Genomic DNA, 19,190 nt, shown 5'->3' with positions numbered 1-19,190 from the left:
GCGGTCAGCAGTCACTCAGGCGCAGGAAGATCGCCGCCAGTTGCTCGATCCCGGCCTGGTCCGCCGGACTGAAGCGGGCCAGCTTCGGGCTGTCCAGGTCGAGCACGCCGATCAACCGGCCGTCCTTGACCAGGGGCACCACCAGCTCGCTGTTGGACGCGCTGTCACAGGCGATGTGTCCGGCAAAGGCATGCACATCCTCTACCCGCTGAGTCTGCAGGGTGGCCGCGGCAGTGCCGCAGACGCCACGGCCGAAGGGAATCCGCACGCAGGCGATCTGGCCCTGGAACGGACCCAGCACCAGTTCCTGGTTGCGGTTGAGGTAGAAGCCGGCCCAGTTCAGGTCGTCGAGCTGGCTGAACAGGAACGCCGAGAACTGCGCGGCATTGGCGATGAAGTCACGCTCATCGGCCAACAGCGACTCCAGTTGGGCACACAACAGCCCGTAGCCATCCAGACCTTGGCCGGCACTTTGCAAATCGATCATGCTTTTTGCTCCAACAACTGCAAGCCCACCCAATAGCGGGCAAATTGATAGGCACACCGGCCGTTGCGGTTACCCCGGCCCGTGGCCCAGCGTACCGCCAGAATGTCCAGCTCCTCCGTGCGCTGCCAGCTCAAGCCGGCCTTGCGCGCCAGCTCGCCGATCCAGTGTTCCACCACATTGAGAAAGTGTTCCTGAGTGAAGGGATAGAACGACAGCCACAGGCCGAAGCGGTCCGACAGGGCGATCTTGTCCTCCACCGCTTCGCTGGGGTGCAGCTCGCCGTCGACGCGCTTCCAGTTCTCGTTGTCGCTTTCCTTTTCCGGCACCAAGTGCCGGCGGTTCGACGTGGCGTACAGCAATACGTTTTCCGGGGCCTGTTCCAGGGACCCGTCGAGCACGCTCTTGAGCACCCGGTAATCGCCCTCGCCGGCCTCGAACGACAGGTCATCGCAGAACAGCACGAAACGCTGGGGCAGCTTGACCAGTTGCTCCACCACCCGCGGCAGGTCCGCCAGATGATCACGCTCGATCTCGATCAGCCGCAGGCCGCCCTTGGCATGTTCGGCCAGCAAGGCGCGCACCAGGGAGGATTTGCCCGTGCCACGCGAACCCCAGAGCAGGGCATGGTTGGCCGGCAGGCCATCGAGGAATTGCCGGGTGTTGCGCGCCAGTTGCTCGCGCTGCTTGTCGACCCCGATCAGATCGCTCAGGCGCATGTCCAGGCTGACCTCCAGGGGCAGCAGGAAGCCGCTGCGGCCCTCGCGCTGCCAGCGCGCGGCCAGGCACTGGTTCCAGTCGATGTTCTGGCGCAGGGTCGGCAACAGCGGTTCGATCCGGGCCAGCACGGCGTCGGCACGTTCAAGAAATGCATTCAATCGGGCATCCACGGCTTTTCCTCAGGCACGTTCAAGGTAATGATGCGGCACACAGACCAAACGCCGTCCTGATCAAAGGGTCTATCGCCTTGTCAGCTGCTGCCGACCCGACCGGCAACCAAAGATGATCAGCTATGCTTGCGCAGCGAAGGGAAACGAAAGTGGTTCAGCCCCCCATGGATATCAAGTTCACCAACCGCCTGTCCTATAAACAGGCCCGGCTCACCGTGCTGGTGGGGTTCATTCTGGGGACCGCGCTCAGTCTGCTGCAAATCGGCATCGATTATGCCAGTGAAGACGCCTCCATCAATCGTGAAATCCAGTCATTGCTGGAAATCAGCCACAACCCGGCCTCGCGCATTGCCTACAACATCGACGCCGAACTGGCCCAGGAGCTGACCCTGGGCCTGTTGCGCTCCCCGGCGATCATTCGCGCGCAATTGATCGACAACAACAATACCCTGCTGGCCAACGTCGAGCGCCCGCCGCAACAGAGCGGTTACCGGGCCCTGAGCGACTTCCTGTTCGGCGCCGACCGCCAGTTCGAGGACCGCCTGTACCTGAGCCACCTGCCGGAAGAATCCCTGGGCACCCTGCACCTGGACGTGGACACCTATGCCTTCGGCAGTCGCTTCCTGCGCCGCGCCGAGGTCACCCTGATCAACGGTTTTGCCCGCAGCCTGATCCTCACCGGGATTCTCCTGGCCTTGTTCTACGTGATGCTGACCAAGCCGCTGGTGGGGGTGATCCGCGAGCTCAGCAGCCGCGATCCGCGCAGCCCGCAACAGACTCCGCTGGAATTCCCCCCGGGCCATGAAAACGATGAAGTCGGGGTGCTGGTCAAGGTCGCCAACCAGCAGTTCGAGATCATGGCCACGGAAATCCAGCAGCGCCGCATTGCCGAGAACCGCCTGACCGAGTACCTCGGGCAACTGGAAAACATCGTCTCGGCGCGTACCACCGAGCTCAAGGCCAGCAACGCCCGGCTCAGCCAGTCCAACGAAGAACTGGAGCTTGCCCGACGCACCGCGCTGGACATGGCCCAGGCCCGCGCCGCCTTCCTGGCCAACATGAGCCACGAGATCCGCACCCCGCTCAACGGCCTGCTGGGGATGATCGCCCTGGCCCTGGACAGCCCTCTGAACCCCGAACAGCGCCAGCAGCTGTCCATCGCCCACGACTCCGGCAAGGTGCTGGTGGAGCTGCTCAACGATATTCTCGACATGTCCAAGTTCGACGCCGGGCAGCTGGAACTGGAGCGCATTCCCTTCGATCTCGGGGTGCTGGTGGAGGACACCGCCAACCTGTTGTCGCAGAACGCCGCGGCCAGCGTGGAACTGGCCTGCCTGATCGCTCCGGACTTTCCGGCCCTGGTGCTGGGGGATCCGATGCGGGTGCGGCAGATCGTCAGCAACCTGCTGTCCAATGCCCTCAAGTTCACTCGCTTCGGCCGGGTCGATGTGCGCCTGAGCACGCAGGGTGACGGGGTGCGCATCGAGATCTGCGACACCGGCATCGGCATCGCCCAGGAAGCCCAGGTGAAGATTTTCCAGCCCTATACCCAAGCAGGCGCCGGCATCACCCGCCAGTACGGCGGCACCGGCCTGGGGCTGGCGCTGACCAACAACCTGTGCGAAGCCATGCACGGGCGCCTGACCATCAGTTCGGAAGTCGGTTTCGGCAGCCAGTTCTGCGCCGATCTGCCGCTGCCTTGCCATACGCCTTCGGCCCCGCCACCGGCCTTGTCCGGAAAGGTCGTGGGCATTACCGATGCCGGTAGCGGCCTGGCCGAACTGCTCGACTCCCTATTGCCGACCTGGGGCCTGGACTACCGGCGCTACGACATCGAGGCCTCGCTGGCCGGGATCAATCCCGACCTGCTGATCACCGATTGCCCGGAATGCCTGTTTGGCCTGCGCCCGGCCATCACCGCGCCGATCCTGCTGGTGACCGCCTATGGCAGCTTCCTGCCCAGCGAGGAGGCCAGCGCCCTGGCGCCACTGCAGCAACAGGCCCGTCCCCTGGCGCGCAATGCCTTGTATCAGACCCTGCGCCGCTCATTGCTGGCGGAAACCATCACCCTCAACGACGCCCAGTTGAACATGCCGACGCAGCGGCGTCGGGCCGACATTTTGCTGGTGGAAGACAACCCGGTGAACCAACTGGTGGCCAAGGGCATGCTGAGCAAACTCGGCTGCGCGGTGACCGTGGCCGCCCACGGTGCCGAAGCCCTCAACCAACTGGAGCACAACCGCTTCGATCTGGTGCTGATGGATTGCAACATGCCGGTCATGGACGGTTACGAGGCCAGCCGGCAGATCCGTCGCAGCGGACGCTGGCCGGACCTGCCGATCATTGCCCTGACCGCCAACGCCATGCCCGAGGAGCGTGAACGCTGTCGGGCCGCGGGCATGAGCGACTACCTGGCCAAGCCATTTCGCCGCGAGGAACTGATCGCCCTGCTGGACCAGTGGGTGCCGACTACGACAAGGCTCTGATCTGCTGCAGCAGGTGATCGAGGCCGTCGCGCAAGGGATCAAGGTTGTCGAGATCGACGCCGCTGTCGCACAACAGCGCCGCCTTGAGCGGCGGCACCTGATCCCGCAGAGCCAGTCCGGCTTCGCTCAGGCTCAGGTGCACTTCCCGTTCATCACGCCCGGAACGTTGGCGCTGCACCAACTGCAGTTGCTGCAAACGCTTGAGCAGCGGGGTCAGGGTTCCGGAGTCGAGCAACAGACGCTCCCCCAGGGCTTTGACGGTCGGCTGCGGCACAGGCGTCGCCTGCCACTCCCACAGCACCAGCATCACCAGGTACTGCGGGTAGGTCAGGCCGAGGCGGTCGAGCATCGGCTTGTAACCACGCACCACCGCCCGCGAGGCGGCGTACAGCTTGAAGCACAGCTGGCGGTCGAGCTGGAGGGAGGCATCCACGGGCAGGTCGTTCATTTGAGCAGGGCTTCGATCTCGCGGGTCAGGTCCTGGGGCTTGGTCGCCGGAGCGAAGCGCCTGACCAGCTTGCCGTCCCGACCGATCAGGAACTTGGTGAAGTTCCACTTGATGCCCTGGGAACCGAGGACACCGGGCGCGCGCTTCTTCAACTGGACGAACAGCGGGTGGGCCGCGGCGCCATTGACGTCGATCTTCTTGAACAGCGGGAAGCTGACGCCATAGTTCAGCTCGCAGAACTCGGAAATCGCCCCTTCGTCACCCGGCTCCTGCTTGCCGAACTGGTTGCAGGGAAAACCCAGCACCACCAGGCCCTGGTCCTTGTAGGTCTGCCACAGCTGCTCAAGCCCCTTGTACTGAGGGGTGAAGCCACATTTGCTGGCGGTGTTGACCACCAGCACGGCCTTGCCGGCGAAGTCCGCCAGGGTCTTGTGTTCGCCCTTGATGGTGGTGCAGGGAATAGTCAGCAGCGAGTCGGTCATGGCAGCAATTCCACTCAGGATAAGAGTCGGTAAAAATAGCGCCCAATTAAATTGTGTGCAATTTAATTGATAAAAAGGCGACCCAAGAGTCGCCTTGTGCCCTAGCGCGGCGAGAGATCCAGGCACACCGAGTTGATGCAGTAACGCAGGCCGGTGGGTGGCGGACCGTCCGGAAAGACGTGGCCCAGGTGGGCATCGCACTTGGCACAGACCACTTCGGTGCGGATCATGCCGTGGCTCATGTCCCGGATCTCGACCATGGCGCTGTCGGCGATCGGCTCGTAGAAACTGGGCCAGCCGCAGCCGGAGTCGAATTTGGCCCGGGAGTCGAACAGCGGCTCGTTGCAGCAGATGCAGTGATAGACGCCATCGGTCTTGGTGGCGTTGTACTTGCCCGAGAACGGGCGTTCGGTGCCTTTGAGCCGGCAGACGTTGTACTGCTCCGGATCGAGCATCGCCCGCCACTCTTCCAGGGTTTTTTCCAGCTTTTCCATGGTCCTTCCTCTGCAACGGAAAAAGCCCGATCTGTGTCTTTTCCACGGATCGGGCGGCACGTATGATTGCGCCTCGTCAGACGCCAGTCTGGCAGCCGCGTTACACCCATTCAAACGGATTTTGCCGCAGCCGGTGCGGGCTACAGGCCGGTGTGACACGGCAGGATTCCCAGTACGGTAGTTCATCCTCCGCCTGGATCGTTCATTTTCGGGAACACATCGCCATGCAGGTCAGCAAATCGAACAAGCTCGCCAACGTCTGTTATGACATTCGCGGCCCAGTGCTCAAGCACGCCAAGCGTCTGGAAGAGGAAGGCCATCGCATCCTCAAGCTGAACATCGGCAACCCGGCGCCCTTTGGTTTCGAAGCGCCGGACGAGATTCTCCAGGACGTGATCCGCAACCTGCCCACCGCCCAGGGCTACAGCGATTCCAAGGGCCTGTTCAGTGCGCGCAAGGCGGTGATGCAGTACTACCAGCAAAAGCAGGTGGAAGGCATCGGCATTGAAGACATCTACCTGGGCAACGGTGTTTCCGAGCTGATCGTGATGGCCATGCAGGCCCTGCTCAACAACGGCGACGAAGTGCTGGTGCCAGCCCCGGACTATCCGCTGTGGACCGCCGCGGTGAGCCTCGCCGGCGGCAACCCGGTGCACTACCTGTGCGACGAGCAGGCCAACTGGTGGCCGGACCTGGCCGACATCAAGGCCAAGATCACCCCGAACACCAAGGCCCTGGTGATCATCAACCCGAACAACCCCACCGGCGCCGTGTACCCCAAGGAAGTGCTGCTGGGCATGCTGGAACTGGCCCGCCAGCACAACCTGGTGGTGTTCTCGGACGAGATCTACGACAAGATCCTCTACGACGACGCCGTGCACATCTGCACCGCTTCCCTGGCACCGGACCTGCTGTGCCTGACCTTCAACGGCCTGTCCAAGTCCTACCGCGTGGCAGGTTTCCGTTCCGGCTGGGTGGCGATTTCCGGTCCCAAACAACATGCCCTGAGCTATATCGAAGGCATCGACATGCTGGCCAACATGCGCCTGTGCGCCAACGTGCCCAGCCAGCACGCGATCCAGACCGCCCTGGGCGGCTACCAGAGCATCAACGACCTGGTGCTGCCGCCGGGCCGCCTGCTGGAACAGCGCAACCGCACCTGGGAGCTGCTCAACGACATTCCCGGGGTCAGCTGCGTGAAACCCATGGGCGCGCTGTATGCCTTCCCCCGGATCGACCCGAAAGTCTGCCCGATCCATAACGACGAGAAGTTCGTTCTCGACCTGCTGCTTTCGGAAAAACTCCTGGTGGTCCAGGGCACCGCCTTCAACTGGCCTTGGCCGGATCACTTCCGCGTGGTCACCCTGCCGCGAGTGGATGACCTGGAACAGGCCATTGGTCGGATCGGAAGTTTCCTCAAGTCCTACCGTCAGTAATCCGAATCACGCAGTGCGATCCTTACCCGGTCGCACTGCGATTAATTCAGCAACACATCTTCACTGCCCTGCACCACGCCCCTTCTATAAGCTTGCACTTTCCGCCCGGCCCATGGTCACAAACCCTGCACCGCAGCCGGTTGATTGCCCCATCCGACAATCGCTCGCGCCGCGTCAATGCAACTGCCTAACCCCGGGGCTAGACGACACAGTTTGAAATAGAAGCCGTATTGAATAGGCCGTTGCCGCACCTTATATACCCCGCAGTACGCTACATCTTTAGCTTGAGGAGATTTCTACAACCATGATGCGAATCCTGCTGTTTTTGGCCACTAACCTTGCGGTCGTGCTGATTGCCAGCATCACCCTGAGCCTTTTCGGCTTCAACGGGTTCATGGCGGCCAATGGGGTTGATCTCAACCTCAATCAGCTGCTGATTTTCTGTGCCGTCTTTGGTTTTGCCGGTTCGCTGTTCTCGCTGTTCATCTCCAAGTGGATGGCGAAGATGAGCACCAGCACGCAGATCATCACTCAACCGCGCACCCGCCATGAGCAATGGTTGTTGCAAACCGTTGAGCAACTGTCCCGCGAAGCCGGGATCAAGATGCCCGAAGTGGGTATTTTCCCGGCCTACGAGGCCAACGCCTTCGCTACCGGCTGGAACAAGAATGACGCCCTGGTAGCGGTCAGCCAGGGCCTGCTGGAGCGTTTCTCGCCCGATGAAGTGAAAGCCGTGCTGGCCCACGAGATCGGTCACGTTGCCAACGGCGACATGGTGACCCTGGCGCTGATCCAGGGCGTGGTGAACACCTTCGTGATGTTCTTCGCGCGGATCATCGGTAACTTCGTCGACAAGGTGATCTTCAAGAACGAAGAGGGCCAGGGCATTGCCTACTACGTGGCGACCATCTTCGCCGAGCTGGTCCTGGGTTTCCTGGCCAGCGCCATCGTCATGTGGTTCTCGCGCAAGCGTGAATACCGTGCCGACGAAGCCGGTGCCCGCCTGGCCGGCACCAACGCCATGATCGGCGCCCTGCAGCGCCTGCGTTCGGAACAGGGCCTGCCGGTGCATATGCCCGACACCCTGAACGCCTTCGGCATCAATGGCGGCATCAAACAGGGTCTGGCTCGCATGTTCATGAGCCACCCGCCGCTGGAAGAGCGTATCGACGCCCTGCGTCGTCGCGGCTGATCCGCTGCAAGGCCATACCCAAAAGGGCGACGCGAGTCGCCCTTTTGCATGGTCGCCAATAAAGCCTATTCACGGACACCTTGCTTGTTCAGGCGATAGACCCGCTCCACCAGCCGGGTCACGCCACCCTGGAGAAACTTCCAGCTCTCTCCCAGAATGTCGCGCTCCGTTTCGACCTGCAGCTGCCAGACCTCCCCCAGGCGCTGTCGAACTTCATCGTCGAGCACCGCGAATGGCGGCCCGTCCAGTTGCTCCTGGGCGTAGTCCATGGTTATCAGCAGCCCCTGGCTGCCCTCCGGCAACAGGCCATTGAGGTGGGCGGTGTAGCGCTGCCGCATCGGCGGGGGTAAGGCAATCATGGCCGCACGGTCGTACAGGGCTGTGCAACCAGCCGTGTCCTCGGCAGTCAGGGCAAAGAAATCGCCGCACCAGAGCTGGATCGGACCCTGGGCATAGACCTTGAACTCTCCGTGCTGACTGATCTGAGGCTGCAACTGATGCTCACGGAAGAAATCTTCCACCGCCTTTTCCGCCAGCTCGATGCCCAGCACCTCGAAGCCCTGGTCGGCGAGCCAGATCAGGTCCAGGCTCTTGCCGCACAACGGCACCAGCACACGGGTTTGTGCTGCCAGCCCCAGAGCCGGCCAGTACTGCTGCAGGTAGGGGTTGACCTCTGCCAGGTGAAAGCCGATCTGATCCCGCTCCCAACGCTTGTGCCAAAAGTCCGCTTGCATGAGAAGTCCTTAAAATTCGATCAAAAAGCGCTAAAACTTATATTAGATTTAGATCAATGATCTGATTGAAGATGGCGCATCTTAACCTTCAGGACCTTCCTCATGCTCCCCAGCCTGTTTATCTCCCATGGTTCTCCCATGCTGGCCCTGGAACCCGGTGCCAGTGGTCCCGCCCTGGCCAACCTGGCGGCACAGCTGCCACGCCCCAAGGCGATCCTGGTGGTTTCAGCCCATTGGGAAAGCCAGGATCTGCGGGTCAGCGCCCACCCTCATCCGGAAACCTGGCATGACTTCGGCGGCTTCCCCGCCGCCTTGTTTGCCGTGCAATACCCGGCTCCCGGCGATCCTGAACTGGCGGCACAAGTGGTGGAGCTGCTCAAGGCCGACGGCCTACCGGCGCAGCTGGACAACCAGCGCCCCTTCGACCACGGCGCCTGGGTGCCGCTGTCGCTGATGTACCCGCAAGCGGACATCCCGGTGATCCAGCTATCGCTGCCCACTCGTCTGGGCCCGGCCCTGCAGACCCGCATCGGCCACGCCCTGGCAGGCCTGCGGCAACAGGGCGTGTTGCTGATCGGCTCCGGCAGCATCACCCACAACCTGCGGGAACTGGACTGGCACGCCGGTCCGGAAAGCGTCGAACCCTGGGCCAAGGCCTTTCGTGACTGGATGATCGAAAAACTGGCGGCCAATGATGAAGCGGCCCTGCATGATTACCGGCAGCAGGCACCGCATGCCGTGCGCAGCCATCCCAGCGATGAACACCTGCTGCCGCTGTACTTCGCCCGAGGTGCCGGTGGCGAATTCAGCGTGGCCCACCAGGGCTTCACCCTGGGCGCGCTGGGCATGGACATCTACCGCTTTGGCTGAAGCCTCAGCGCCAAGGCTGCTACACCGCCGCGCAGCAGCCGGCTTGCCGGCGAACAGTCCCGGCCCGAACTCCAGGCAAAAAAAATCCCCGAACCAGTCGGGGATTTTTTATGCCTGATCAATCAGCCCGAGGGCGGATCAATCTTCGCGGTAGCGACGCAGTTTCAGCTGCTTGCCAGCCACGCGAGTGTCCTTGAGCTTGGTCAGCAGACGGTCAAGACCGTCTTCCGGCAGCTCGACCAGACTGAAGCTGTCACGCACCTGGATGCGACCGATGGCTTCACGGGCCAGGCCACCTTCGTTGAGGATCGCGCCCAAGAGGTTCTTGGCAGCGATACCGTCACGGGCACCCAGCGCGGTACGGCAGCGAGCACGGCCTTCGCCCAGAGGCATTGGCGCGCGACGCTCACGGTCACCACGATCAGGACGATCGCCGGAACGCTCAGGACGATCACCACGTGGCGCGCTGTTGGGCACCAGTGGACGCTCTTTCTCGATGGCTGCCAGGTTCAGCGCCTGACCGTTGGTGGCCTTGCGCAGCAGGGCCGCGGCCAGAGCACGCGGGCTGCAACCGATGTCGGCGGTCAGACGATCCAGCAGCTCGCCGTGGGTCGCTTCGGCATCGGCCACCAGTGGCGACAGGCTGTTGGTCAGCTTCTTGATGCGGGCATCAAGAACGGCCTGGGCGTCTGGCAGGCGAACTTCGGCAACCTTCTGACCGGTCACACGCTCGATCACTTGCAGCATGCGGCGCTCACGCGGAGTCACCAGCAGCAGTGCGCGACCTTCGCGACCGGCACGGCCGGTACGGCCGATACGGTGCACGTAGGATTCCGGGTCGTACGGCATGTCCACGTTGAATACGTGGGTGATGCGCGGTACGTCCAGACCACGAGCGGCGACGTCGGTGGCCACAACGATGTCCAGACGACCATCCTTGAGGGAGTCGATCACGCGCTCACGCTGGTTCTGGGCGATGTCACCGTTCAGCGCAGCGGCCTTGTAGCCTTTGGCTTCCAGGGCACTGGCCAGGTCCAGGGTCGCTTGCTTGGTGCGCACGAACATGATCAGGGCGTCGAAATCTTCAACTTCCAGCAGGCTCAGAACGGCAGAGGTCTTCTGGTCAGCGTGAACCAGCAGGTGAGCCTGCTCGATCGCGGTGACGGTCTGGGTCTTGCTCTGGATCTTGACGTGTTTCGGGTCTTTCAGGTGACGCTCGGCAATGGCCCGGATCGACTGCGGCAGGGTGGCCGAAAACAGTACGGTCTGGCGGGACTCAGGCATGGCCTTGAAGATGACTTCCAGGTCATCCATGAAGCCCAGCTTGAGCATTTCGTCGGCTTCGTCGAGAACCAGGTGGTTCACGGTGGCCAACACTTTTTCGTCGCGACGCAGGTGGTCGCACAGACGGCCCGGTGTGGCGACAACGATCTGTGCGCCATTCCGGATTGCTTTCAATTGTGGGCCCATCGGCGCACCGCCGTAGACGGCCACAACAGTCACGCCCGGCATCTGCTTGGCGTAGGTTTCGAAAGCGGTTGCAACTTGCAGCGCCAACTCACGGGTTGGGGCCAGGATCAGAGCTTGCGGCTCGCGCTTGGACGGATCAATGCGGTGCAGGATAGGCAGGGCAAAGGCAGCGGTTTTACCGGTACCGGTTTGCGCCTGGCCAATCATATCGTGCCCGGCAAGGATGATCGGGATCGACTGCTGCTGAATAGCCGAAGGCTCTTCATAGCCGGTAGCGACTACTGCAGCAACAATATTGGGATGAAGTTCAAGAGCGGCGAAGCCGCCGATTTCCTGGGTCATGGGTCTGCCTCTAAGTGCATCCGCAAAGACCCATGCTCCAAAGCTGCGCATGCCGTGTAAGACTCAAGAGTCACCCTGGCAGCTTTGTCGGCGGGGATTTGCGAAAACGATTGGATGAATGGATCGTCAAGGATAGTCCGCGCAGCGGACAAGCAGCCGAAGCTGACTTCGGGGAATTGCATTACCTAAACGTGGCCCGGCTAAAGGCCGGCGCGCACTATACCGGAATTACTCAAAAAAGGGAGTTTTTTTTATCGGAAAAATCCGCTCAACGCCCGATGGTCACGGGCTTTGCGCAGACTCGAAGGGCGCGCTATTTTGCTTGGGCCCGCCGCTGTTGGTCGTCACCGCTAAAACGATTCACCCTGGTGCTTGAAAGCCGTCTCGCCCATTCCCTCTAACCCCTTGAGGATCGCGTCCATGAATCAGCCCAGTGCCAGCCGTGTCAGCCGCGAACTGCGCGGTCACCTATTCCTGATCGGCCTGGACCGGGTCGCCAAGCGCAATGCCTTCGACCTGGAGCTGCTCAACCAGCTGAGCCTGGCCTACGGCGAGTTCGAAGCCAGCAGCCAGGCGCGGATCGCCGTGGTGTTCGGCCACGGCGAGCACTTCACCGCGGGATTGGACCTGGCCAATGTCGGTGCCGCCCTGGCCCAGGGCTGGCAGGCACCACCCGGCGGCTGCGACCCTTGGGGCGTGTTCGCCGGACCGCGGGTGAGCAAGCCGGTGATCGTCGCTGTGCAGGGCTACTGCCTGACCATCGGTATCGAGCTGATGCTGGCGGCGGACATCAATCTGTGTGCCAGCAATACGCGCTTTGCCCAGATGGAGGTGCAACGCGGAATATTTCCCTTCGGCGGCGCGACCCTGCGCCTGCACCAACTGGCCGGCTGGGGCAATGCCATGCGCTGGTTGCTCACCGGCGATGAGTTCGACGCCCATGAAGCGCTGCGCCTGGGACTGGTGCAGGAGGTGATGGCCAGCGAAGACCTGCTGCCCCGGGCCGTGGAACTGGCCGAACGCATCGCCCGGCAAGCACCGCTGGGCGTGCAGGCGACGCTGATGTCGGCGCGTCAGGCCCGGCTTGAGGGCGAAACACTGGCCGCTCAGGGCCTGCCGCCGCTGGTGCACAAGCTGATGAACAGCGAAGACGCCAAGGAAGGGGTGCGAGCGATGATCGAGAAACGCCCCGGGGTGTTCAAGGGCTGTTGAACCGGCTGGCCGGCGGATCGTCTTCGCCGGCCAGCCGTGGCCTGGCAGGGGTTTAAGTGGCGGGGCGAATGGCCTTGATCAGCGGCTGCAGGGAGTAACCCAGGCGCGGGGCCAGGGCTTCGGCCCGGGCATTCAGAGCTGGCAGATCGAGCGTCTGATCAAGATCGGAGGGCACGATCAAAATCACGTTGCCTTCCTTCACCGGCAGCTCCCAGTAATGCCGGTGATAGAGCCCGCGCAACAGCGCGGCGCCCAAGGGCTTGCCATCATCGGTGGCCCATTGGTTGATCACCAGCCAGCCCCCGGGATTGAGGCGCTTCTGGCAGTTTTCCAGAAACCCCCAGGCCAGATGGCCGACGCCGGGGCCGACATCGGTGTACAGGTCGACGAAGATCAGGTCGGCGGATTCGGCGCTGTCCAGCAGCTCCAGGGCATCGCCGATTCTTATATATAGACGCGGATCGTCGTCCAGCCCCAGGTACTCGATGGCCAGGCGCGGCACATCCGGACGCAGTTCGATGGCCTCGACGTCTTCAAGGGGCAGGAACTTCAGGCAGGCCTGGGTCAGGGTCCCGGCGCCCAGGCCGAGAAACAGCGCGCTCTCCGGCGCCTCATGACACAGGGCGCCGATCAGCATGGCCCGGGTGTAGTCGTACTCCAGCCAACTGGGGTCGGCGGTGAACACGCAGCTTTGCTCGATGGCGTCGCCAAATTCGAGGAAGCGGTAGTCCGCCACTTCCAATACCCGAATCATGCCGAACTCGTCATGAACCTCGGCGAGCACACGCTCGACGCGCTCCTCAGTCATTTCATCTCCTAGTCGCGGGGCCCGCAATCGGGCCGGCGCGAGAAACCAACCGCTCGGCAGCGAGCGGGAAAGGCGCGATTGTCGGCCAAGCGAGAGGAGCAGGTCACGCACTAATTTGCTGCTAACATGCCCCTCCCACCGTAAAACACTCGAGTCCGCGATGAGCCAACCCTGGAGCCCCGACAGCTGGCGCGCCCTGCCGATCCAGCAACAACCCCAGTACCCCGACGCCGCACATCTGCTGCAGGTCGAGCAGACCCTGGCCAGTTATCCACCGCTGGTGTTTGCCGGTGAGGCCCGGGAGTTGCGCCGCCAGTTCGCCGAAGTCACCCAGGGTCGCGCCTTCCTGCTGCAGGGCGGCGACTGCGCCGAAAGCTTTGCCGAATTCTCCGCGGCGAAGATCCGCGACACCTTCAAGGTGCTGCTGCAGATGGCCATTGTCATGACCTTTGCCGCCGGCTGCCCGGTGGTCAAGGTCGGGCGCATGGCCGGGCAATTCGCCAAACCGCGCTCGGCCAACGACGAAACCATCAATGGCGTGACCTTGCCGGCCTATCGTGGCGACATCGTCAACGGCATCGGTTTCGATGAGAAAAGCCGGGTACCGGACCCGGACCGCCTGCTGCAGTCCTATCACCAGGCCACCGCCACCCTGAACCTGCTGCGGGCCTTTGCCCAGGGCGGGTTTGCCGACCTGCATCAGGTGCACAAGTGGAACCTGGACTTCATCGCCAACTCGGCCCTGGCCGCGAAGTACAGCCAGCTGGCGGATCGCATCGATGAAACCCTGGCCTTCATGCGCGCCTGCGGCATGGACAGCTCGCCGCAACTGCGCGAAACCAGCTTCTTCACCGCCCACGAAGCGCTGCTGCTCAATTACGAGGAAGCCTTCGTCCGTCGCGACAGCCTGACCAACGACTACTACGACTGCTCGGCCCACATGCTGTGGATCGGCGACCGCACCCGCCAGCTCGACGGTGCCCACGTCGAGTTCCTGCGCGGGGTGAACAACCCGATCGGGGTCAAGGTCGGCCCGAGCATGAACACCGAGGAACTGATCCGCCTGATCGATATCCTCAACCCGAGCAACGATCCAGGCCGGCTCAACCTGATCGTGCGCATGGGTGCCCACAAGGTCGGCGACCACCTGCCACAGCTGATCCGCGCGGTCGAGCGCGAAGGCAAGCAAGTGCTCTGGAGCTCGGACCCGATGCACGGCAACACCATCAAGGCCAGCAGCGGCTACAAGACCCGGGATTTCGCGCAGATCCTGAGCGAGGTCAAAGAGTTCTTCCAGGTGCATCAGGCCGAAGGCAGCTATGCCGGCGGCATACATATCGAGATGACCGGACAGAACGTCACCGAGTGCATCGGCGGCGCCCGCCCGATCACCGAAGACGGCCTGTCGGACCGCTATCACACCCATTGCGACCCGCGGATGAACGCCGACCAGTCCCTGGAACTGGCCTTCCTGATCGCCGAGACGCTCAAACAGGTCAAGCGTTGAGAAGCGCTTTCGCGGGCAAGCCCGCTCCTACAAGGGCAGCGTAGGAGCGGGCTTGCCCGCGAAGCTCATCACGCCATGACCTCACGCAGACGGCGTGCGCCGTCACGTCGGCAATTGAGCTGAATCTGCTCCAGCCCCAGCCAAGTGGCCATCTGCCGTAGCTGCCCGGCCAACGCCATAACCCCCTCCTCGTCCAGGCCTGGCTCCTCCTCATGCACCGCATGCACCGCCAGGCAGCCTTGGGCTCGCTCCGCCCGCAGGTCGATGCGGGCGACAATCCGCTCGTTGTGCAGGAACGGCAGCACGTAATAGCCATAGACCCGCTTGTGCCTTGGCGTGTAGATCTCCAGCCGATAGCGGAAGTCGAACAGCCGCTCGGTGCGACTGCGCTCCCAGATCAGCGAATCGAACGGTGAGAGCAACGCACTGGCGTCGACCTGGCGCGGCACCCTGACCTGCGGCAGACAGTAGGCCGGCTGGCGCCAGCCCTGCACTTCGCAACTCAACAACTCGCCGGACTCCAGCAACTCCGCCAGACGCGCACGGCTGTCGCCGGGATCCAGGCGAAAGTAGTCTCGCAGGTCCTTCTCCGTGGCCACGCCCAGGGCCCTGGCCGCGTGCACCAGCAAGCCGCGCTGGGCCTGGGCTTCGTCCAGCGGCGACTGCTGGAGAATGGCCGCCGGCAGCACCCGCTCCGGCAAATCGTAGAGGCGCTCGAAGCCACGACGCCCGGCCACCGTCACTTCACCGGCGGCGAACAACCATTCCAGGGCGTGCTTTTCATCGCTCCAATCCCACCAGGGCCCGGCGCGCTCCTCGCGGGTGGAAAGGCTGCCGGCACCCAGCGCGCCCTGCTCTTGGACCGCCGCCAGAACCCGACGGACCGTGACCAGGCGCTCCTGGCCAAAACGCGCCAGCTGCGAATAGATGCCCTGCCCTTGCCGCGCCCGCTGCATCCGCCAGCGCAGCAACGGGTACATGGACATGGGCAGCAACGACGCCTCATGCCCCCAGTATTCGAACAAGGTGCGTTGCCGGCCCTGACTCCAGGCGGCCTGGTCGAGCAGCGCCTGTGGATAACTGCCCAGTCGGGAGAACAGCGGCAGGTAATGCGCCCGCACCAGGGCATTGACCGAATCGATCTGCAGCAGGCCCAGGCGCTCGATCTGTCGATTGAGCCCCGCGGCCTTGATCATTGCCGGCGGCCGGCGCCCGCCGAACCCCTGGGCGGCCAGGGCCAATCGGCGAGCTTGCTTGAGTGAGAAAGAACATTCTGCGGGCATGGGGGAGTCTCCTTGTCTGCCCGCACGCTAGCGCACCGGGAACCGGCTTGTGTAGCACCCTTGCCGCTATTTATGCATCGGGTCGTCCCAGAACGGGCGGACCCGCTCATGCTCGACATCGACCCGCGTGAGCCCCAGGTCCTTCAACGCCTCATCGCTCAGCCCGGCCAGCATCCGGCGCTCGCGCCCAAGCTCATACCAGCGCATGACCCGACGCCACAGGCCGCTGAAGGCCAGCGCCTGAAATGACAGCTTGTGGACCAGCACATAACCCTTTTGACCTTTCATCATCTTGCCCTCCAGTGGGGATGACGACAGTGTCTGCCGGGGCTTAAGATCAATCCAACGAATGTTTCTTATGCCATACATCTCAGGATTTGATGCAATGTCCCAGTTCCCTAGCATCGACACCGAAGTTCTGCGCACCTTCGTCGCCATCGCCGATGAAGGCGGTTTTACCCGGGCCGGCGAGCGGGTCAATCGCACTCAATCCGCGGTGAGCATGCAGATGAAGCGCCTGGAGGAAGACGTACTGCAGCGCCAGCTGTTCCAGCGCGACGGGCGCCAGGTCAAGCTCACCGCCGAGGGCCAGGTGCTGCTGGGCTACGCCCGACGCATCCTGAAACTGCACAGCGAGGTGTTCAACACCCTGCGCGAGCCGCACATGGTGGGCCTGGTACGCATCGGCACCCCGGATGACTATGTGATGCGCTTTCTGCCGGGGATTCTGTCGCGCTTTGCCCAAAGCTACCCGCTGATCCAGATCGAGGTGCATTGCGAGTCGAGCAAACAGCTGTTGCAACGCCAGGACCTGGACCTGTCCATCGTCACCCGCGAGCCGGGCAGCGAGATCGGCCAACTGCTGCGCAAGGAGCGCTTCGTCTGGGCCGTGGCCCAGTGCTTCAATCCCCACGAGCAAACACCTTTGCCCCTGGCAATGTTCAACAGCGACTGCTTCTGCCGGCTCTGGGCCTGCAACGCTCTGGACGCTGCGGGCCTGGACTACCGCATTGCCTACAACAGTTCCAGCCTGTCGGCGATCATGGCGGTGGTCAGCGCCGGGCTGGCGGTCACCGCCCAATTGGAAAGCCTGATCACCCCGGACATGCGCATCCTCGGCGAGGCACAGGGGCTGCCGCAGTTGCCGGAAGCCAGCATCATGCTGGTGCGCAACCTCAACAATCCCTCCCCGATCACCGAATGCCTGGCAGAGCACATCGTCGAAGGCTTCAAACTTTGAAGGCCAGCATCACGGCACACACCACCAGGAAACCGCAGAACAACCCACGCAACAGGCGCTCGGGCAAGGCATGAGCCACCTTCACCCCCCAACTGATGCTCAACAGACCGCCGGCCGCCAACGGCAGGCCGATCATCCAGTCCACCTGATGATGCAAGCCGTAGGTCACCAGGGTCACCCCGGTGCTCGGCAGCGCCAGGGCCAGGGACAGTCCCTGCGCCACCACCTGGGTGGTGCCGAAGATGCTGGTCAATACTGGCGTGGCCACTACCGCTCCGCCCACGCCGAACAAACCGCCCATGGCCCCGGAAGCGGCGCCCAGAACCCCCAGCCAAGGCCAGGAATAACGCATCTGCGTGCTGGCCGGCGCGCTGCTCATGAACATGCGCAGCAGGTTGTAGGCCGACAGCACCAGGAGAAAGGCGACAAAGCCGATACGCATCTTCTGCGCGTCAATGCCCACCGCCCAGATCGAGCCGAGCCAGGCGAAACAAAAGCCCATCAGCGCCAGCGGCAGGGCATGGCGCAGTTCGATGCGGTTGCGCTGGTGATAACGCCACAGCGCCAGCATCACATTGGGCACCACCATCACCAGCGCGGTGCCCTGGGCAATCTGCTGGTCCAGGCCGAACATGACCCCCAGCACCGGAATGGCGATCAAACCGCCACCGATCCCGAACAGACCGCCCACAGTGCCCAGGGCTGCGCCCAACAACAGATACATCACTAACTCGATCAAAGCGTCTCTCCTCACCCGAGAGCTGCATGCTACGCAGTCGGCCCTGGCTCGGAAACGCACAGCAACGCACAATGGCTGTGCCGTTTTCGCATAAGCGACCTGATCATGAATCCCAATATCCTCACCGAACAACTGGGGCTGTTTCTCGATGTGCTGGAAGCCGGAAGCTTTTCCGCCGCGGCCCGCCGTCATCCCCTGACCCCTTCCGCCGTGGCTCGGCGCATCGACAGCCTGGAAAATGCCGTGGGCACCCCACTGTTCATGCGCACCACCCACGCGGTAGTCGCTACTGCGGCGGGCCTGGCCTTCGCCGAACGGGCTCGGCGCATCGTCGCTGAACTGCAACTGGCTCGCGCCGAAGCGGTGTCCTTGAGCCACGCCCCGGAAGGCCTGATCCGCATTGATGCCCCGGCCGCCTTCGGTCGCCGCCATCTGGCACCGGCCATTGCCGACTTCCTGGCGCTCTATCCGGGGCTGGACGTGCAGTTGCACCTGATCGACAGCTTCGTCGACATGCAGGGCTCGCATCTGGGCAAGGTCGATCTGGTCCTGCGCGCAGGCCAGCGGGTGGATACGCGAATGGTCGCCACGTCCCTGGCCAGCATCGTGCGCATCGCCTGCGCCAGCCCGTCCTACCTGAAAAACCGCGGCATCCCGACCCATCCCGCCGAACTCAGCCAGCACGATGGCCTGGACTGGGACGGGCTGGCGCCGCTGTTTGCCTGGCGTTTCGAGCTTGATGGCCAGGTGCAGAGCCATCGCCCCCAGCGCATCCGCCTCAGTGCCAACAATGCCGAAGCGCTGCTTTCCGGGGCCCTGGCCGGCCTGGGAATTGCGCACCTGCCGACCTGGCTGGTGAGCGAATACCTGCTGCGGGGGGAACTGGTGCCGCTGTTCTGCGACGGCGGCCTGCCCAAGCCGGAAACCGCCGGCATCTACGCCTTGCGCATGGAACAGCACCCCAATGCCCGCAGCCGCTTGCTCCTGGAATACCTGAAGAGCCGTTTCAGCCCGATTCCACCCTGGGACCTGGCGCTGCAAAGCGCCATGGGCTAGGCCTGGGGGAAAATTAT

General features: G+C 63.2%; 19 protein-coding genes and 1 pseudogene. 9 read left to right on the top strand and 11 right to left on the bottom strand.

Annotated features, from left to right (window positions below):
• Positions 1-4 precede the first annotated feature (4 nt).
• Positions 5-487, bottom strand: a complete 483-nt coding sequence (locus L1O02_RS09565) for a GAF domain-containing protein (protein ID WP_016965076.1) — start codon at positions 485-487, stop codon at positions 5-7.
• Complete coding sequence (locus L1O02_RS09560) at positions 484-1,374, bottom strand: ATP-binding protein (RefSeq protein WP_060840404.1); 891 nt, start codon at positions 1,372-1,374, stop codon at positions 484-486. The genes L1O02_RS09565 and L1O02_RS09560 overlap by 4 nt, the downstream gene beginning before the upstream one ends.
• Before the next feature lie 164 nt (positions 1,375-1,538).
• Between L1O02_RS09560 and L1O02_RS09555 the strand changes: the two genes are divergently transcribed.
• On the top strand, positions 1,539-3,860 hold the full coding sequence (locus tag L1O02_RS09555) for a response regulator (RefSeq protein WP_060840405.1): 2,322 nt from the start codon (positions 1,539-1,541) through the stop codon (positions 3,858-3,860).
• On the opposite strand, the gene L1O02_RS09550 is transcribed toward L1O02_RS09555, so the two are convergent.
• The 3 genes from L1O02_RS09550 to msrB form a co-directional block, all read right to left on the bottom strand.
• Complete coding sequence (locus L1O02_RS09550; protein WP_060840406.1) at positions 3,844-4,308, bottom strand: MarR family winged helix-turn-helix transcriptional regulator; 465 nt, start codon at positions 4,306-4,308, stop codon at positions 3,844-3,846. The genes L1O02_RS09555 and L1O02_RS09550 overlap by 17 nt on opposite strands.
• Positions 4,305-4,790, bottom strand: a complete 486-nt coding sequence (locus L1O02_RS09545) for a glutathione peroxidase (protein WP_108546061.1) — start codon at positions 4,788-4,790, stop codon at positions 4,305-4,307. The genes L1O02_RS09550 and L1O02_RS09545 overlap by 4 nt, the downstream gene beginning before the upstream one ends.
• Positions 4,791-4,891: 101 nt before the next feature.
• A complete protein-coding gene (gene msrB / locus L1O02_RS09540) occupies positions 4,892-5,284 on the bottom strand; it encodes a peptide-methionine (R)-S-oxide reductase MsrB (protein ID WP_060840408.1) in 393 nt (130 codons plus the stop codon).
• Between the two features lie 224 nt (positions 5,285-5,508).
• Here msrB and L1O02_RS09535 point away from each other — a divergent pair, with 224 nt between their 5' ends.
• Both L1O02_RS09535 and htpX read left to right on the top strand, forming a co-directional pair.
• Positions 5,509-6,720: a pyridoxal phosphate-dependent aminotransferase gene (locus tag L1O02_RS09535; protein WP_016965070.1), complete on the top strand. Its 1,212-nt coding sequence runs from the start codon at positions 5,509-5,511 to the stop codon at positions 6,718-6,720.
• A 304-nt stretch (positions 6,721-7,024) separates the two neighbouring features.
• Positions 7,025-7,912, top strand: coding sequence for a protease HtpX (gene htpX, locus L1O02_RS09530; protein WP_016965069.1), 888 nt, complete (start codon positions 7,025-7,027; stop codon positions 7,910-7,912).
• 65 nt (positions 7,913-7,977) lie between these two features.
• Here the strand turns inward: htpX and L1O02_RS09525 are convergent, their stop codons facing one another.
• The gene (locus tag L1O02_RS09525; RefSeq protein ID WP_235759796.1) at positions 7,978-8,646 is read right to left on the bottom strand and encodes a thiopurine S-methyltransferase; all 669 of its coding nucleotides are present in this window, start codon (positions 8,644-8,646) and stop codon (positions 7,978-7,980) included.
• A 102-nt stretch (positions 8,647-8,748) separates the two neighbouring features.
• Here L1O02_RS09525 and L1O02_RS09520 point away from each other — a divergent pair, with 102 nt between their 5' ends.
• Complete coding sequence (locus tag L1O02_RS09520; protein WP_108546063.1) at positions 8,749-9,516, top strand: class III extradiol ring-cleavage dioxygenase; 768 nt, start codon at positions 8,749-8,751, stop codon at positions 9,514-9,516.
• 138 nt (positions 9,517-9,654) lie between these two features.
• Here the strand turns inward: L1O02_RS09520 and L1O02_RS09515 are convergent.
• A pseudogene (locus tag L1O02_RS09515) lies at positions 9,655-11,362 on the bottom strand (DEAD/DEAH box helicase).
• Between the two features lie 76 nt (positions 11,363-11,438).
• On the opposite strand from L1O02_RS09515, the gene L1O02_RS09510 reads away from it, so the two are divergent.
• Both L1O02_RS09510 and L1O02_RS09505 read left to right on the top strand, forming a co-directional pair.
• Positions 11,439-11,729, top strand: a complete 291-nt coding sequence (locus L1O02_RS09510) for a hypothetical protein (protein WP_164990744.1) — start codon at positions 11,439-11,441, stop codon at positions 11,727-11,729.
• A 19-nt stretch (positions 11,730-11,748) separates the two neighbouring features.
• Positions 11,749-12,540, top strand: coding sequence for a crotonase/enoyl-CoA hydratase family protein (locus L1O02_RS09505; protein ID WP_016968523.1), 792 nt, complete (start codon positions 11,749-11,751; stop codon positions 12,538-12,540).
• A gap of 52 nt (positions 12,541-12,592) precedes the next feature.
• On the opposite strand, the gene L1O02_RS09500 is transcribed toward L1O02_RS09505, so the two are convergent.
• Positions 12,593-13,348, bottom strand: coding sequence for a spermidine synthase (locus L1O02_RS09500; protein ID WP_060840411.1), 756 nt, complete (start codon positions 13,346-13,348; stop codon positions 12,593-12,595).
• 160 nt (positions 13,349-13,508) lie between these two features.
• Between L1O02_RS09500 and L1O02_RS09495 the strand changes: the two genes are divergently transcribed.
• Positions 13,509-14,855 (top strand): 3-deoxy-7-phosphoheptulonate synthase class II, encoded by a 1,347-nt coding sequence (locus L1O02_RS09495; RefSeq protein WP_060840412.1) that lies wholly within the window; start codon positions 13,509-13,511, stop codon positions 14,853-14,855.
• 68 nt (positions 14,856-14,923) lie between these two features.
• Here the strand turns inward: L1O02_RS09495 and L1O02_RS09490 are convergent, their stop codons facing one another.
• Both L1O02_RS09490 and L1O02_RS09485 read right to left on the bottom strand, forming a co-directional pair.
• Positions 14,924-16,138: a winged helix-turn-helix domain-containing protein gene (locus L1O02_RS09490; RefSeq protein ID WP_235759795.1), complete on the bottom strand. Its 1,215-nt coding sequence runs from the start codon at positions 16,136-16,138 to the stop codon at positions 14,924-14,926.
• A gap of 66 nt (positions 16,139-16,204) precedes the next feature.
• Complete coding sequence (locus L1O02_RS09485) at positions 16,205-16,426, bottom strand: DUF1127 domain-containing protein (RefSeq protein ID WP_060841990.1); 222 nt, start codon at positions 16,424-16,426, stop codon at positions 16,205-16,207.
• A 97-nt stretch (positions 16,427-16,523) separates the two neighbouring features.
• On the opposite strand from L1O02_RS09485, the gene L1O02_RS09480 reads away from it, so the two are divergent.
• The gene (locus tag L1O02_RS09480) at positions 16,524-17,378 is read left to right on the top strand and encodes a LysR substrate-binding domain-containing protein (protein WP_060840414.1); all 855 of its coding nucleotides are present in this window, start codon (positions 16,524-16,526) and stop codon (positions 17,376-17,378) included.
• Here the strand turns inward: L1O02_RS09480 and L1O02_RS09475 are convergent.
• On the bottom strand, positions 17,368-18,117 hold the full coding sequence (locus L1O02_RS09475) for a sulfite exporter TauE/SafE family protein (RefSeq protein WP_235759794.1): 750 nt from the start codon (positions 18,115-18,117) through the stop codon (positions 17,368-17,370). The genes L1O02_RS09480 and L1O02_RS09475 overlap by 11 nt on opposite strands.
• A 105-nt stretch (positions 18,118-18,222) precedes the next feature.
• Here L1O02_RS09475 and L1O02_RS09470 point away from each other — a divergent pair, with 105 nt between their 5' ends.
• Entirely contained in the window at positions 18,223-19,173 is a 951-nt protein-coding gene (locus L1O02_RS09470; RefSeq protein ID WP_060840416.1) for a LysR family transcriptional regulator, read from the top strand.
• Positions 19,174-19,190 lie beyond the last annotated feature (17 nt).

Source organism: Pseudomonas sp. BC42, assembly GCF_021560055.1.
In the GTDB taxonomy this organism is placed as follows: domain Bacteria; phylum Pseudomonadota; class Gammaproteobacteria; order Pseudomonadales; family Pseudomonadaceae; genus Aquipseudomonas.
The sequence above is the reverse complement of the archived record's forward strand: the minus strand, read 5'-3'. Positions and strand labels throughout refer to the sequence as shown.